The 17364-nt window shown below is 47.1% G+C and carries 10 protein-coding genes; 2 read left to right on the top strand and 8 right to left on the bottom strand.

Annotated features, from left to right (window positions below; all coding sequences use genetic code 11):
- Positions 1–4: 4 nt before the first annotated feature.
- Genes DXN05_RS04175 through DXN05_RS04210 form a run of 8 tightly spaced genes read right to left on the bottom strand, consistent with a single transcriptional unit; the run spans position 5 to position 8836 of the window.
- A complete protein-coding gene (locus DXN05_RS04175; protein WP_116845933.1) occupies positions 5–1255 on the bottom strand; it encodes a glycosyltransferase family 4 protein in 1251 nt (416 codons plus the stop codon).
- A 31-nt stretch (positions 1256–1286) separates the two neighbouring features.
- Positions 1287–2063: a class I SAM-dependent methyltransferase gene (locus DXN05_RS04180; protein WP_116845934.1), complete on the bottom strand. Its 777-nt coding sequence runs from the start codon at positions 2061–2063 to the stop codon at positions 1287–1289.
- Between the two features lie 5 nt (positions 2064–2068).
- Positions 2069–3196 carry a glycosyltransferase family 4 protein gene (locus tag DXN05_RS04185; RefSeq protein ID WP_116845935.1) on the bottom strand — a complete coding sequence of 376 codons (1128 nt, stop codon included), beginning with the start codon at positions 3194–3196 and terminating at the stop codon, positions 2069–2071.
- An 8-nt stretch (positions 3197–3204) separates the two neighbouring features.
- Positions 3205–5112, bottom strand: coding sequence for an asparagine synthase (glutamine-hydrolyzing) (gene asnB / locus DXN05_RS04190; RefSeq protein WP_116845936.1), 1908 nt, complete (start codon positions 5110–5112; stop codon positions 3205–3207).
- A gap of 2 nt (positions 5113–5114) precedes the next feature.
- Positions 5115–6017 carry a glycosyltransferase family 2 protein gene (locus DXN05_RS04195; protein WP_245975116.1) on the bottom strand — a complete coding sequence of 301 codons (903 nt, stop codon included), beginning with the start codon at positions 6015–6017 and terminating at the stop codon, positions 5115–5117.
- Positions 6007–7221: a glycosyltransferase gene (locus DXN05_RS04200; protein ID WP_116845938.1), complete on the bottom strand. Its 1215-nt coding sequence runs from the start codon at positions 7219–7221 to the stop codon at positions 6007–6009. The genes DXN05_RS04195 and DXN05_RS04200 overlap by 11 nt, the downstream gene beginning before the upstream one ends.
- Positions 7214–8377 carry a sugar transferase gene (locus tag DXN05_RS04205; protein ID WP_211329969.1) on the bottom strand — a complete coding sequence of 388 codons (1164 nt, stop codon included), beginning with the start codon at positions 8375–8377 and terminating at the stop codon, positions 7214–7216. Before DXN05_RS04205 ends, DXN05_RS04200 begins: the two co-directional genes overlap by 8 nt.
- A 9-nt stretch (positions 8378–8386) precedes the next feature.
- Complete coding sequence (locus DXN05_RS04210; RefSeq protein WP_116845939.1) at positions 8387–8836, bottom strand: response regulator; 450 nt, start codon at positions 8834–8836, stop codon at positions 8387–8389.
- Positions 8837–9152: 316 nt separating this feature from the next.
- Here DXN05_RS04210 and DXN05_RS04215 point away from each other — a divergent pair, with 316 nt between their 5' ends.
- Both DXN05_RS04215 and DXN05_RS04220 read left to right on the top strand, forming a co-directional pair.
- Positions 9153–10346, top strand: a complete 1194-nt coding sequence (locus tag DXN05_RS04215; protein ID WP_116845940.1) for a glycosyltransferase family 2 protein — start codon at positions 9153–9155, stop codon at positions 10344–10346.
- 202 nt (positions 10347–10548) lie between these two features.
- Positions 10549–17322: a fibronectin type III domain-containing protein gene (locus DXN05_RS04220; protein ID WP_158559120.1), complete on the top strand. Its 6774-nt coding sequence runs from the start codon at positions 10549–10551 to the stop codon at positions 17320–17322.
- Positions 17323–17364 lie beyond the last annotated feature (42 nt).

Below are 17364 nucleotides of genomic sequence, written 5' to 3' on the forward strand. Positions count from 1 at the left end.
TGATTTAGTCGTGTAAATTGTTCAGCTGTGCAGGTTCACGGATAACGGGTACAGCATCCTGTACAGAAGCTTGCTCGGGATGCTCCACATCAAAAAAAGCCTGGTATAGTTCCTTTACATTTTCAGACCATTTATCCCAGTTCAGCTCTTCTTCGTACCGTTCACGGCTGCTGAGTACCAGGTTATGGTACTTCTCTTTGTCTGCAAACAGTTCTGCTATCAGTGTGGCATACATCCAGCCTTCGGCGCTATAGGGAACGCAATAACCATTAATACCATCGTGTACAATACCCGGCACACCGCCAGTTTCGGTAGTAATAACCGGTACGCCGTATGCATTGGCCTCGCAGCCAACCAGCAACGAGCAATCGGCACGTGTGGGTATCAGTAAAAAATGGATGGTGCTTAGCAATTCAACAAACTTCGCATGATGCTCAGGCAGGTTTTTATTCAGGAAAGGAATCACTTCCATGTAAGGATGTGATACCCCTTCAGGCGGTTCGCAGCCGCAAACAATGAGCCTGGCCTTAATGCCATAGGTATCATGCAGTATACGCAATGCACTCAGCGCCAGATCTCCGCCCTTGCGTTTCCAGTCTACTGCAAGAAAAAGCATGGTCAGCTCTTTGTTCTCTTCTTTTTTGAAAATAACATCATAAGCCGGAACACTGTCCATGTTGGCACCCATGGATGCCACATATACTTTGCTTACCGGGATTTTATAATCATTCACAACAGACTGTGCTGCCCATTGTGAAGTCATCAGCAGCATGGTACTTTTTTTCAGTGCCTTCTTTTCGAGGTAATTCGATTCCCAGCTACTCCACGGAACCAGGTTTTTATATTCGTTGTATTCGTAATTGCTGATGAGCTTCCAGGTAGCATCTGACATGTAAATGACGGGCACCTTTGTTTTAAGCATGCCCAGGGCCACCGAAGAAGCAGGAGCAAAAATGAAATCATATTTTTTTTGCTGCAGCTTGCGCTCCAGTACTCTTGCTGCGTACCAGGCCACCAGCAGGCTATTCTGCGCAAGATACCTGCGGCCAAACACCGCGCGCGAAAATTTAGACATGGCGCGCAGCATCTTATCAATAAATGGCGGAACTGTTACTGGCCCCAGGAAATCCACATCGCCTACATTCTTCTGTAAAGTTTTGCCTACATAATACGTAATACCCGACCAGGAGCGTTTGTCCTGGGGATCGCTGATTGATATATATGCTATTTGTATCCTGCGTTGTTGGTCTTCCAAAATTTCAAGAAATAAATCGTTAGTAATAATGTTAATTGTTCAGCGGCATTTTTTCCCATACGGTAAAAAAGCCACCGGTAAAGCGGGTAGGCAATATATCTGCAACCTGGCAGTCCAGTTTCTGCAGAAAGGTGATTTTCTTGGTAACAAAGGAAAACGGGAACACATCTTCAATAAAATTGGCCTTACCAAAACGGGTAATCCTGAAATGATGTGAACCGGATAATTTTTCGAGGTCAGATTTGGAAAAGAACTGCACATGATCAAGGTTATCGGCAGCAGACTGAACGGTAGTGCCTGAATAACCCATCATTTTTTTAACTGCCACTACTGCTTTCCAAAGCAGGTTATTGCTGTTGCGCATGCTAAGTACGGGGCGCGTAACCAGCAGCTCACGCGGGCCCTGGCCATTAGGCACGGTAACAATCAGTTTGCCATGGTCTGCCAGGCTTTCGTGCAATACCTGTAACAGCAGATCGGGACTGTTTAAATGCTCCAGCACTTCACTGCAGATGATGGCATCGTATTTAATGCCGGAAGCCACCAGTTCTTCGGCCCCCATTTTTTTAAACTGCACGTTAGACATGGGTTCAATTGCCGCAGCAGCTTCTATGGCTTTTTCGCTAACATCAATACCCAGCACGTTAAAACCGATACGGCCAAGATGCCTGCTGATAACACCATTGCCGCAACCTACATCAAGTATAGTGGCATGCAGCGGCAGTGACTGGCAAAGCACATTGGTGATAAAATCAATTCGTTTGCGATCGGCAATACGGTTGTATTCATATGTAGTAGCGGTACTCATTGTATTTAGTTTGCTAAGGTTTGCAGGTATATATTTTCAATTTTACGGGTCATGTTGTCAACATCAAAACCACCGGCCACAGTTGCGCGTGCAGCTTGTCCGTAACGGGCACGCATACCGGCATCACCGGCCAGCCTTACCAGTGCAGCGGCCAGTGCTGCTGCATCTTGCACGGGAACAATCAACCCGTTGCTGTCATGCTGAACAATTTCGCAGGAGCCGTCTGCCGCCGTGGCTACCACAGCTTTTTCCATAGCCATTGCTTCCAGCAGGCCAATGGGCAGGCCTTCCCACAAAGAAGGCAGGCAGAATATATCCATGGCCTGCAGTACTTCAGGCACATCTGCCCTGAAGGGCTCAAATATTACTTTTGAATCAATGCCGAGCGTGGCAGCCAGTGCAATAGCCTGTTGTTTCAATTCGCCATCGCCTACCATCAGCAGCACCATATTGCTGTTTACAGCCAACGCCTGCTGGAAAGCACTGATCAGGGTCAGCGGATCTTTCTGCTCCGTCATACGTGCAGCAAAACCCACCACGCAGGTATCACCGGCAATACCCCATTTGCTGCGCAGGCCGCCCTGAACAGCAGCAGGATTAAACTGGCGCAGGTTAATGCCATTGTTAATGACGTCTGATTTAAAATGTGCGATGTATTTTGAACCTGTTTGCTGGTTTGAATCAGAAACAGAGATGTTGCGGTTCACCTTGCGTGTAATCCATTGTTCGTAAAAAATGCGCAGTTTTTTGGTAAGCCATGACTGATCATCGTGAAACGACCAGCCGTGAATGGTATAAATTACCGGCAGCCCCAGCGCTTTTGCAGCCCAGTATACATTACTGTTGGCGCGTGTGCCATGCACATGCACAATGTCAATGGCTTCCTGTTGCATCAGGCGGCGAACAGCCTGCCATTTAAATACATCGAAAGGGCGGGTGCTGGGAATTACAAAATTGCGTATGCCTATTTCACCAAGCCGGTCAATCATTTGCCCGCCGGTAAAAGCCAGTACAACCGGCTCAAAACGGGTACGGTCAATATGCTCTACCAGGTTAAGAATATGCGTTTCACCGCCTCCTACCTGCCCTTGCCTGATGGCTTCGAGTATACGTATTTTAGGTTGTTGCTGCATGGGGTATATTATGCTGCCTGGGTTTTGTTCCACCGTTCATACCATAACTGAAACACGAGCAGGTTCCATACTTTCTGGTAGTTTACCTGTTTGCCGGCCAGGTATTCTTCAGTGAGTTTCTTTACAGATTCTACCTGGAACATGCCTGTTTCCTTCAGTTTGGCTTCACCGAGGTAGTACTGCACTTTTTCTTTCAGCTCATCTTTAAACCATACTTTCAGCGGAGCGATAAACGGCATTTTAGGCCTGTCCATCATCTCTTTCGGAATGTATTTGTGCACTATTTTCTTTAACAGGTATTTATTGGTGTGCTGCTGAATTTTCATGCAGGCAGGCAGCTGCGCTACAAACTCAATTAATCTGTGATCGAGCATAGGCTCGCGACCTTCAAGGCCAACATGCATGGTAGCGCGGTCAACCTTTACCAGGTTATTGTCTACCAGGAATGTTTTATAATCAATCGCCAGCATTTTATTAAGGCTGTCGAGGTTGCCGGAGAGCCTGCTGCCGTTGTCAAAATGCGTTTTGTAGCATTCGTGTTCCGGGCGTATAAACCCGCGCGCTTCATCTTCAGTAATGTACTGGCTGATGTATTTCATAGCAGACAGCGGCGTTTTATCTGCCCATATTTTCTGCATCTTTTTATAACGCGTAGCGAAGTTGTATTTCTTATTGAAGTAAGGAATATGATCGGGGTTGATATAATACATGATATTACTCAGCGCACCCTGCATAAACGAAGGCATACCGCTGGTGTACCTGATTGACTGGTTGAACTTATTGTAACCGGCAAAAATTTCGTCGCCACCATCGGCAGATAAAGACACTTTTACATGCTGCCTGGCCAGTTTGCTTACCAGTGCGGTGGGCACAACCGAGTTGTCTGCAAAAGGCTCGTCGTATATTTCGGGCAGGTCGTGAAACACGTCGGCTGCATCAGAAGCCTTGATATACCATTCATGATGATCGGTACCGAGATAGGCGGCGATTTTCTTTGCTTCATCTGCTTCGTTAAAGCCTGCTTCTTCAAAACCGATGGTAAATGTCTTCAGGCGCTCTGTGCGGTTGTGCTGTAAAATAGCAGCAACACTTGAACTATCGTAACCACCGCTCAGGAATACCCCTACCGGCACATCAGCCACCATGCGGTATTCATAGGCAGAAATCATCAGGCGCTCTACTTCAGCCATTGCATCGGCTTCGTTGATCTGCAGCCTGGGCTTGTTGTAATAGTCGGTTACATCCCAGTATTTGGTTTCGGAGAAAAACCGGTTGGTAAGCGACAGTTTAAAATAGTGACCCGGGTTGAGTTTGCAGGTCTTTTTATAAATAGTATAAGGAGCCGGGATATAACTGTATTGCAAAAACAGGGAGAGGCTGTTAATATCAATCTCTTTGGTAAATGCCGGATGCTGGTGAAAAGCCTTCAGCTCTGAACCAAACAGCAGCACATTACCGTTCCAGAAATAGTAGAGCGGTTTAACACCTGCCCTGTCGCGGCAAATGGTCAGTTCCTGGCGCTTGCTGTCGAATATCACATACACAAACATGCCGATGAGTTTGTGCACCACATTATCGCCCCAGCAGTGGTAACCTTTCAATATAACTTCTGTATCTGACCAGGAATTAAAGGTGTAGCCTTTTTGTTCCAGTTCAAGACGTATTTCTTTAAAGTTGTATACTTCACCGTTAAACACCATGCTCAGGTGCTCATAGATCATTGGCTGGTGGCCATTGCTCGACAAATCGAGAATAGACAGCCTGCGCTGACCCAGGCCAACTGCAGCATTGGAAGCTTCAAATACTTTGTAACCCGCATCATTGGGGCCACGGTGGGTAAGGGCATCAGTCATGTGTTGAAGCACATCTGTTCCCGTATTTTTCTTAAAATCGCAAAATCCGGCAATTCCACACATGCTTAACTGTTTTTAATGTTATAATTAGACAAGTTCCATGCAATCCCTTTCCAGAAAGCCTGCAGGTGTTTCATTTCCCTGCGAACCAGGAAGGTGGCCACATTTTTAGGAAGGGTAATGAAAGTGAAATAACAGGTGAACAACACCAGCGGAACACCTTTTACATTACGCCGCATAAACAGGATACGGTTGCGGCTGAGGTAAAAGGTTTTGAGTGTGCTGTGCTTGCCAACGCTCATCGATTCTTTATGATAAATGAGCGCGTTGCTCTGGTAATACACTTTGTACCCTTTTCGCTTTATCTGCTCGCACCAGTCAAATTCTTCGTAGTACAGGAAATACAATTCAGGCATCATGCCTACTTCTGCGATCACCTTTGCAGGCACCATCATGCCGCCGCCATGTGCATAATGGGTTTCAGACACTTTATCGTACTGGCCATAATCTTTTTTGCGGCAGCCAACCATGGTGTTTCTGCCATTGAATACGTTTACCTGGTTGTATCCTGCAAATTCAATAACACCCGGTGCATAGTAGTAGTGAAACTTGGGACTTACGATACCTGCGTCGGGGTATTGCTGAAATATTTCGAGCAGCCCGTCTACAAGGCCTGCAGTCATTACCGTATCGTTGTTCACGAAAAAAAGATAATCGCCTGTAGCTGCTTTAATGCCCAGGTTGTTACCCCCGGCAAAGCCGAGATTTTTTTCGCTTACAATTACTTTAATACCAGGATAAGCCTCCACCAGTGCAGCGGTAGGGTTTTCGGCCGAAGCATTGTCTACCACAATCACTTCTATATTGGGATAGTTAACACAGGCTATCGACAGCAACAGGTCGCATGTAACGGCAACATTGTTGTAATTGATGGTAATGATAGATACCAAAGGTTGATTAGCTGCCATGCTCATGGAATATAGGGTTGTTGATTTCGGTTTGCGTGTGCGCTGTATGGATAAACCTGTTGTTGGCGCCTTTCATGTTAAAGAGGTTGCCAAACATAGCGCCTGCAGCACGTGGTAACTGCAGCAATGACTGCAGCAACTGTTTATTGAAATAAGCTTTGGGCAAAGCAATGGTTAAAGCCAGCAGGTAAAGCAACCACACGCCCAGTGCCACATACAACAACTGCGGCTGCAGCAAATATGCAATAAGTGACAACATGGGCAGAATGGCTAGCAAAAAAACGCGGGGCAGAATAAGATTATTCACCACCGCAAGGTTGAAGTAATTCAAATTACCTTTGAATAACTGTAACAAACCTGGCACTAAAAACTGTTTTAAATAAATAAACTGGCTCGAAACCCATCTTTTGCGTTGCTGCTGGAAAGCCTGTTTTGAGCCAACTTTTTCATCGAACACAAGTGCATTCTCCAGGTAATGGATGCGGATACCGCGTTGCACAATATTTAACTGCAATACCTTATCAAAGCCGCCCACCGCGCTGAGGCTGCCCATTACTTCTTTCAGCAGACCGAAGCGGAAGGCCATTCCCGAGCCGATGACAGCCGAAGACAGCCCCATGGCATAGGTTCCTTTCCTGAAAATGTTGTTGTTGATCGCTTCGCTGCAGGCATCCAGCACAGCGAAAGCAGAATCCATGTTTTTGGCCACCCTTCTGGCCTGTACTGCCTGCGCGCCCGCATCAAAAGCCCTGCTGATGAGTTGCAGGCAATCGGGCGCCAGCATATTATCGGCATCGCATACCAGCGCAATATCATATTGCTCGTGTATGCGGCTGAAAGCTTCGTTCAATGCACGCGTTTTGGTGCTTTTGTCAAACTTCACTTCAATTACATGCAGCGGAAGCGTGCGTAAAGACTGAAGGGTTTGGGGTTGAAAAGAATCAGCGATTATGTAAACATCAAACAAATCAGCGGGATAATTTACCTGTAGCAGGTTACGCGCGGTGGCCATGATGATGCCATCTTCGCGGTAAGCCGGCACCAGTACAGCAATACGCTGCGAGGGAACCTCAGCCGCGGTACGCTGAACAGGCGTGCGGTAAAACAGTTTGCCCCATACAGCCAGTACCAGTAAATACAGTACAGACAAGGCAAAATAAATAACCACCAGTAAAAGCAGTATATAAACAAGGGTATTAAACATCGGCTTTTTGCATTAACACTTTAGGCGTGTTGATTAAAATGCGCATATCGTATAAAAAAGAATGGCGGTTGGCATAGTTTACGTCAAGGTCTATGCGTTCCTGTACCGACATATTGGGTTGACCTCTTTTTTTAATCTGCCACAAACCAGTGATGCCGGCAGGTGCAAGAAAACGCTGTGCAGCCTGGTCAATAGTTAAAGAACATGCTTCGTACAGGGGCAGCGGCCTGTTGCCTACCAGTGACATATCGCCCAGCAGTACATTGATGAGCTGTGGTAATTCGTCAAGGCTTGAATTGCGCAGTAATTTACCGAGACGGGTAACACGCGGATCGTTATTTATTTTCAGGAACATGGGACCAGCGGCATCCTTTTTTACATCGTACTGGTTAAGGTGTTTGATCTGCTCGATTTTTTTATCGGCATCAGGCACCATTGTTCTGAACTTGTAGAATTTAAACACCTTGTACCCCTTACCTGCGCGCAGTGAAGCGTACAATACCGGTCCGCGCGATTCAATCATAATGCACAGGGCAATCATCAGCAGTACAGGCGAAAGAATAGTAAGCATGGTAGCAGCGAACAGGATATCAATTGTTCTGCTGAACACATGTGCCCAGGGTTTGATGAGTTTTTGCGGCGGTGTAAGCTGGTAAGGCAACCTGCTTTTCAGGTTTTTGTATTTTTTGAGCAATGCAATTTTATCCAGCAGGATTGCGGCATCTGTTTGCACATCAATAATATCATCTACATTTTGCCTGGCAGTAAAATGCAGGGCATTGTGCTTTTCGCTGCTGGCAACCAGTATAAAAGGGATATAAACAAATTCTTTGGTAACAGCGAGGTAAGCAGCGAAGTGTGCAATCAGCTGTTCGCCCATATCCATGTCGCAATAAATCACTTCCGGCAGCGTTTCGTTGCCTTTTATGCAGCGTGCAATCAGCATATTGCGGGCCTGGTATACATTGCAGGCATAAACACCGTCGTAACCATTTGTCTGCAGCGCGGGTTGTAATGCAGCAGCAGCAGCCCCGATAAACAGCATGTTTCTGGTGGCAGCTTCAACCGTTGCAACGGGTACTTCGGCAGGCACTACTTTTAAAGTGTAGCCGCTGGTTTCGTTGAACGGTTGTGTATTATATAGTGTTACAGGCATATGGTTAGATTAAGATTTGGAGAAGGATTGATTATAACGTTGTGCAAACTCGTAACCGGCGCTTACACGCAGGTAATTGTTGCCGGAAGGATATTTCACAATAGATTCTTCCACAATACGTGCAAGTGCAACAGGGTCGAATGGTTTGTGCAATACAGCTACCACAACCGACTGTGCGCCTAGCAGGGCCAGGTCAGGATCAGTAGCATCTGAAATGATTACTACCGGTATTTTATTATACAGGTTGCTGGTAGAAAGGTGGCGAACCAGTTCGTACCCGCTGATATTGTTCATATGCAGATCTGAAATAATCAGATCAGGCATAATTGCTTCTGAGAGAAATGCGATGGCTTCTACGCCATCGGCTGCTGTATAAACATTGTATTTCCGCTCAAAAACCACTGTCAGCAGTTTGAGAATCGCCTCATTGTCATCTACAATCAATAATGTTGGTCTCATAAATACAGTTTGTTTTACAAAACGGTTAAATGATGAATGTTTCACTGGCAGCAGCCCTTTATTAAGCGCTTGTAATTTTCCCCGATACCAAATTAAGTAACCTGCCTGCCTGTAAACAGTCAAACCCGTAAACGATCAAAAAATGCTCGGGAACGCGAAAAATAGGAGGTCAAAAAAATTCCTTTTATTTATTTGTGGTTGAAAAAGCATCAGTTACCTTTAACCCGGTTAAATCATCACGATATCCTTTCGGAAACAGTTTTATAGTGCGCCCGTGTTTTCCCCACCCATTTTTCGCCTGTAAACTGTATGCATCATGTTAATCTGGCTACTGTTATTTTATACCAGCATTTTTGTTGTATTATATAATTACCTTGGTTATGCTGTAATTGTGGTTTTGCTGAATGCCGTTAAAAAGCGCCTGTTTCCACAACCTGCCGCTGTAAATGCGCCTTTGCCTACTGTATCATTTATTGTAGCTGCCTACAATGAGGCAGATTGCATTGAGCAGAAAATCCAGAACTCGCTTGCACTCGATTATCCTTCCGGAAAAATAGAATTCCTGTTTATTACCGATGGCTCAACCGATGCCACGCCCGGCATTGTTGCCAGGTATCCGCAGGTAAAACTGCTGCACAAGCCCGAGCGCCAGGGCAAATCTGCTGCACTGAACCGTGTTGCTGCGGCTGCCGGTAATGATATACTGGTATTTAATGATGCCAATACCATACTGAATCCCGGTGCATTATTGCAGCTGGTACAGCATTATGCCGACGCGCGCGTGGGCGGTGTTGCGGGTGAAAAGAAAGTCTTGTCTGCCGCAGACAGCAATGAAGTGGGCGAAGGAGAAGGCATGTACTGGAAATATGAATCTTTCTTAAAGAAAATTGATGCGCGGTTTTACAGCGTGGTAGGTGCAGCCGGTGAATTGTTTTCGATGCGCCGCAGTTTGTTTACAGCTGTACCTCAGAATATTATACTTGATGATTTTGTGATTTCACTGCAGGCTGCACAAAAAGGCTACCGCATTATGTACGAGCCTGCTGCAGTAGCGATGGAGCTTCCCTCCTTTTCCCTGGAAGATGAACAGAAGCGGAAAGTACGCATTGCAGCCGGTGGTTTCCAGGCAATGTGGCTGCTGCGTTCATTGCTTTTTTTCTGGAAACATCCGCGGCTTACTTTTTTATATGTCTCACACCGTGTTTTACGCTGGGCATTAAGTCCCTTCTGTTTAATCATTACACTGCTCAGCAATATTGCGTTGGCCTGTATTACAGATGGTTACTTATATAAGATAACATTGATGCTGCAGTGTTGTTTTTATGCGGCAGCCTTTTTATCGCGTTATGCAAAGCCGGGCACACGCTTGGCCAAACTGCTCAAACTCCCTTATTACTTCGTATTCATGAACCTCAGTGTGGTATTGGGTTTCATTCGTTTTGTACGTGGCGGACAGGCTGCTGCATGGGAAAAATCACGCAGGGCCAGCATTGCGCTCAGCGCTGAATAGGCGTACTGTAACGATAACCCGGTAAATATCCCTTTTCCCAATTCTTTCACAACGCAATTCTATACACTCGCGAACAAATATGGTGGTTTCACCAATTTCGACATTCTGGTCTTGCCTGCCCTGCTAATTTTAAGTTCTATTCTTATAGTTATCCCGTATGTCCAGAACGAACGCTTATCCGTACACTTCTAAACAACTCCAAATGCAAAAGTTTTACCTTGTATTTGCCTTCGCATGTACAACCCTATTACTACTGAGCATTTCTTCGATTGCACAGTCGGTTTTAGATCCGAACGATGCCATTGTATCGTACGACGCCAATAACCCGCCTACACAGCCTGCATACGGCACCATAGGCAAATGGACGCGTACCAAAAAGCTGAGTTGGAACACCGATTCCTACAAATGCTACATCTACAAAGGCATTGCCTTTCGCCTGAAATTCCCAAAAACCTACAACCCAACGCTGAACGATGGCAAGCAGTATCCCATGCTTGTTTTCTGGCATGGTGCCGGTGAATCCGGAGACTTGTCAGACAACGAATACTCTATGTATCACGGAGGCGATGTGTTCAAAGCGGCGGTTGACAATGGCCAGTTTGATGGCTACATCCTGTTTATGCAGAGCAATGGCGGTTTCTGGGGCCCCCAGGCTTATTCTGCCTGCTCTGAATTAATCGAGTACATGGTTACCAACAACAAGCTGGATCCCTTCAGGGTTTCTGACAACGGCCTGTCTGCCGGTGGCCAGGGTACCTGGGAAATGGCCATGGCTTACCCTACCAAAATTGCAGCAGCCCTGCCCATGTCGTACACTTCGATAGGCTATAAGGATAACAGTACGGTTAATACTTTAAAATGGACACCCATCTGGAATTTCCAGGGTGGCCAGGACGGATCTCCCGCACCGCAGACTTCACAGCAGGTGCGCGATGCATTTCTCGCAGCAGGTGGTAATTATACATATACAGAATATCCTGACCTGGCCCACGGTACCTGGGACCGTGCCTGGACAGAACCTAATTTTTTCCCTTATCTCAATGCGGCCCACAAAGCCAATCCATGGGCGCTCACCGGCAAAACACAATTCTGCCCTGGTGAAACTGTAACTGCAACCCTCGGTGTTACCGCGGGTTTTGACGCTTATGAATGGAGAAAAGACGGCACCATTATCCCGGGTGCAACCGGCAACCAGATCACAGCAACAGCATTCGGTACCTATGATTGCCATGTAAAAAAAGGCAATACCTGGTCTGTATGGTCGCCCATACCCATCGTATTACAGCAGAAAGCGCCAACCGTTCCGCCAATTATTACCGTGAACGGACTTGCTACCAAAGTATTACCTGCACCAGACAGCAGCACCACCGTTCCTTTGCAGGTACCGGATGGTTATGCTTCGTACAGCTGGCAGAGCACCAGCAGTGCAACTGTTTTAAGCACTACCCGCTTTCTTTCTGCAGGTGTAGGCAGCTTCAAAGTACAGGTATCAGAAAAGTTCGGTTGCGCCAGCAATTTCTCTGCGCCATTTACCGTGCTTAGTGCAAACGGCGCAAATGGCCCTGATGCACCGATTGGTTTATCAGCAACTGCTGCTTCAAAAACACAGATCAAACTGATCTGGAGTGAAAACCCCAACCCGGCCTTCAACGAAACCAACTACGAAGTATACCAGGCAACCGCAGCCGCCGGTCCTTACAGGCTTATTGCCTTTACCGGAAGAGATACAACCACGTATACTGCAAGCGGCCTCAATGCCAATACCGCCTACTACTACAAGGTAAGGGCTGTGAATAATAACGCGGCTTCCATTTCTGTTGGACCGGCCAGTGCCATTACACAGGCCGACCTTACCCCACCAACAGCGCCTACCAATCTTCGCTCAGGCGGTGTGTCTAAATCATCTGTAACCCTTATCTGGGATGCAGCTACCGACGATGTAGGTGTAAGCAATTATGATATTTATGTAAACGGCGTTAAATCATACAGCGTTGGTGCCCAAACAACGTTTACAGTTTACAACCTGGTAGAAGGCAGCACTTATACCTTCCTGGTAAAAGCAAGGGATTTAAGCGGCAACATATCGCCTTTCAGTAACCAGGCAGCCATTGGCGCAGGTTATAACGGTTTAAACTACAGCTATTACAACGGTGCATGGAATAACCTGCCAGATTTTAAAACGCTCACACCTGTAGCAACTGGTGTAACACCTAATGTTACACTCAACAACAGGCTGGATGAAACCAATTTCGCCTTCCTGTGGACAGGCTATATCACCATTCCTGTTACCGGCACTTATACCTTCCAGACCAGCTCTGATGACGGCAGCAAACTATACATTGACAGCGATTATGTGTTCTCTGCACCAGCCACTGTAAACAATGATGGTTTGCATGGTACAGTAACGGTAACCAGCGCGCCTATTACCTTAACTGCAGGTGCGCATAAATTCAATGCGACATTCATGCAGCAGGGTGGTGGTTATGTGATGAACGTATTGTGGAAAACACCACAAACGGGTGGCCAGTTTGTTGCTATTCCCGACAGTGCCTTTGTCGAGAAAATCACGGGGGGCGCTGTACCAACGGCACCAACGAACTTAACTGCGACGGCCGTGTCGTTTAATAAAATAAACCTCAGCTGGACGGATACCAGCAGCATAGAAACAGGTACAGAAATTTACCGCTCTACATCAGCCGCTGGTCCGTACGTGACCGTAGCAACGCTGAAAGCAGGCAAAACCACGTATAGCGATACAACCGTGCAGGCATCCACTACCTACTACTACAAAATCAAAGATGTAGGTGCGTATGGCTCATCACCGTATAATGACGAGGGCTTTGCTTCTCTGAACTACGGGTATTATGAAACAAATGTCATTTCTGTACTGCCTGATTTCACAACACTTGCTGCAACAAAAACAGGGCAGATCAACAACTTCCTGTTTACGCCGCAGAACAGAACAACCAATGTAGCATTCAACTATACCGGTAACATTAAAATTGCAACTGCAGGTACCTATACCTTCTACACATCCAGCGATGATGGCAGTGCATTGTATATCGATGGCGCGCTGGTGGTAAACAACGACGGTCTGCATGCAACCCAGGAAAAATCAGGTACCAAAGTACTGAGCGCCGGTTTCCACACCATCCGCGTAGGCTTCTTCCAGCAGGGCGGTGGTGAAGTGTTAACGGTGTCTTATGCCGGCCCGGGTATCAGCAAACGCGCTATACCAGACAGTGTAATGAACGTTACACCGGCCAATGCAACTACACAGCCATTACCCAATGCACCCAATGTGCCATCCGGCTTTACAGTAAAAGGTGTTACACCTAACAGCGTAACCCTGTTCTGGAAAGATCTGAACAGCAACCAGACCGCTTACGAACTGTACAGGTCAAGCAACAATAACACCAGCTATGGTCTTATTGCCACTATCCCCAGCACAGATTCTGTAACTTATATCGACAGCAACCTGTTTGCCAATGCCCAGTACTATTATAAAGTAAGGGCCATTAACAACATCAACGCATCAGGCTATGCACCTGAAGTAAGCGCTACCACATCCAACAACATTCCTGTGGTAGGTGCGCTGAGCGACAAGTCTATGCGTTATGGCACAAGCCTGCAGGTAAATATCACAGCTACAGATGCAGACAACGAGCAGCTGACAACTGTGCTTAGCAACCAGCCTGCATTTGCCACCTTTAATTCAACCGGCAACGGAACAGCAACCATCACGTTTAACCCGCAGCAAACCAACCAGGGTGTATACAACAACATCACGGTAACTGTGAGTGACCAGCATGGCGGCAGCAAGGCAGTTAGCTTTAACCTTACCGTTAATGATAACTACAACCCCGTTATTAATCCAATCAGCAACGTAACACTGGGTGAAGGTTCAACTGCTGCAGTGAATGTAAGCGGCACCGACCAGAATCCTTCAGACGCAGTAGCACTCAGCTTCGACAACCTGCCTTCTTTTGTTACCATTGGTTCAAACAGTGCAGGTGCAGCCACGCTGAATGTGAAACCCGGTTATGCTGACAATGGCATTTATACTGTTACAGCCAATGCCAGCGATGGCCGCGGCGGTACGGATAGCAAAACCTTTACTATCACTGTAAACGATGTAAGCACATCCAGGAAAATATACGTCAACTTCACGGCAGGCAACAAACTGGCCAGCGCTCCGTGGAACAACACCGGTAAAAACCCTGTGTTAAACGATGTATATGGTCCGTTCAAAGATGATGGCGGTAACCAAACCACGTCAACCATTAAAGTGCTTTCATCCTGGCAGGCACAAAACCCCGGCGCCAACGATGTTGGTGTAAGCACCGGCAATAACAGCGGTGTTTATCCCGACAACGCAATAAGCACTGCTTATTACACTGCTGCGGGCGCTGTACAGACCTTCAAACTTACAGGCCTGGATACTGCTGCCAGCTACACTTATAATTTAACCTTCTTTGGCAGCCGCTCAGGTGTAACAGACGACCGTACCAGCGTATACACTGTGAAAGGAACCAGCGTATCACTGAATGCGGCCAGCAACTCTAAAAACACGATTTCAGTAAACGGCCTCCGTCCTGATGCAGACAGTTCATTCACCATTACCCTGAAAGCCGGCGGCGCATCTGCTTACGGTTATATCAACACTTTGGTGGTTGAACGCATATTCGACGACGGCTCTGCACCGGCAGCACCGAAAAACCTGGCAGCAACCTTAACTGCCAATAACTCGGCCAGCTTAACCTGGACTTCCGTAGCCTACAACGAAAGCGGCTATACTGTGTTCCGCGCCACCAACCCGGCTGGTCCGTTCACATCAATAGGCACTACCGCTGCCAAGGCTACCGGCTTTGTTGATTCACTGACTTCAGGTGGTACTACTTATTACTACCAGGTTCAGTCATTCAACTCGCATGGCACATCGGCCTTTACACCGGCTGTACAGGTAAGCATACCGGCTAAAACACCTGTACTGGCAACCATTGCCGACCAGTACCTGCGCGGCGACCAGACGGTGAATGTTGCAGTAACCGCTTCTTACGGCACTTCCAGCACACTTACCTTAACTGCTACCAAACTGCCGCCTTTTGCCACCTTTACCGATAACGGCAATGCAACAGGTACATTAACACTGAGCCCGACCAACAACCAGCAGGGCACATTCAGTGGTGTTACCATCACTGCAAAAGATGGCCTGGGCAATACCAGCGTTAAGACTTTCAGCATTATTGTGAAAGATAAAAACCAGGTATCTGTATATGTTAACTTCAACCAGGTGAATCCTGAACCATGGCCATGGAACAGCTTTAATGCTGCACCAAACGCCGGCGCTTCTATCACTAACCTGAAAGATGATATCAATACAGCCACCGGCATTAACGTAACATTGCCAGAAACATGGGCAGGTGCCAACAACGTAGGCGCAACCACCGGTAACAACTCCGGCGTGTTTAACGACAACGTAATGAGCACTGCTTACTTTGAATCTGCCGCAACAACAAGACACATTAACATCAGCGGCCTTAACCCGGCCAAACAATACAGCCTGGTGCTGTTTGCAAGCCGCGGCGGTATTACAGATACAAGGCTCACCAATTTCTCTGTAGGTGCGAAAACCGCTTCACTGAATGCGGCAGGCAACACATCGAATACGGTTACACTGGCCAACATTACACCAGATGCCAGCGGCAACGTGGTACTGAATGTAGCCAAAGATGCCAGCTCATCTTATGCTTACATTAATGCCATGGTGATACAGCAGATTACAGCTGCACCGGTTAACAATACACCGGCCACACCAACCACCCTGGTAGCATATGGTCAGTCAAGAACTTCTATCACACTTAACTGGAAAGATCTTGCAACCAATGAAACAGCGTACGAAATATGGCGTTCAGATACCTATAACGGAACTTTCAGCTTAATTGATACCGTTGCTGCCAACGCAACAGCCTACACCAATACAGGCTTACCGCAGAACAGCAGGTACTATTATAAAGTAAGGGCCAAGAATAACACTGTATTCTCTTCATACAGCAACATGGCAGGTGCAGGTGTGTTAACCTACCTGGTGTACATTCAGTTTAACAAAGATTCTGCTGCGGGTGCTCCATGGAACAGCACGAATGCACTGCCACAGGCAGAGAGCACATTCGGCGGATTCCTGAATGATGCAAACAACCCGACAGGTCTTAGCCTCACTGTAGTAGACGGCGGTTTCAGCGGTGTAAACCCTTACGGTAAGCTCACCGGAAACAACAGCGGTATTTATCCTGATAACGTACTGCGCAGCACCTGGTGGTTAGATGTAAGCAGCACCGGTACTTTGAGAATTAACGGTTTGAACCAGGCTACCAAGTACAACTTCGTATTCAGCGGAAGCCGCGATGGTAACGGAGACAATGGTAACAGAACCACGCAGTATACAGTGGGCGGCGTAAGCGCTTACCTGAACTGTACAGATAACACAACCAAAACCACACAGATCAACGGTATTGTACCGGATGCCAATGGCGCTGCAACCGTCAGCGTTAAAGCTGGTCCGGGTTCAAGCTACGGTTATATTGGCTCACTGGTTATCCAGGCATTTGATGCAGCAGATACATCAGGCAGTACCAGTCCGTTCAGCCGCACTACCCGCACACCGCTGGTAGCTGCAAGGGTTGATTCTGCAACTACCGATGCCAATGTCATCACTTCTATCGGCGCATATCCAAACCCGATATCTGATGATGTTACACTGCGCCTGAAACTGCAGAAACCGGTTGACCGCGCCAATGTGGTAATCACCGACTTTACCGGACGTATCGTGTTCACCAGGGAACTGAGAAACCTCAACAAAGGCGACAACAACCTGAAACTGGGCACCAACGCCGCAGGATGGCCACATGGTATTTATCTGGTTAAAGTACTGGGCATACCGGGTAAAGAACATACCACTATTTCTATCATGAAATAACGTTTCTTATACCCGCCCTTTTTCAAACTAACGAATCTCTGT

The organism is Deminuibacter soli (genome assembly GCF_003412455.1).
In the GTDB taxonomy this organism is placed as follows: Bacteria; Bacteroidota; Bacteroidia; order Chitinophagales; family Chitinophagaceae; genus Deminuibacter; species Deminuibacter soli.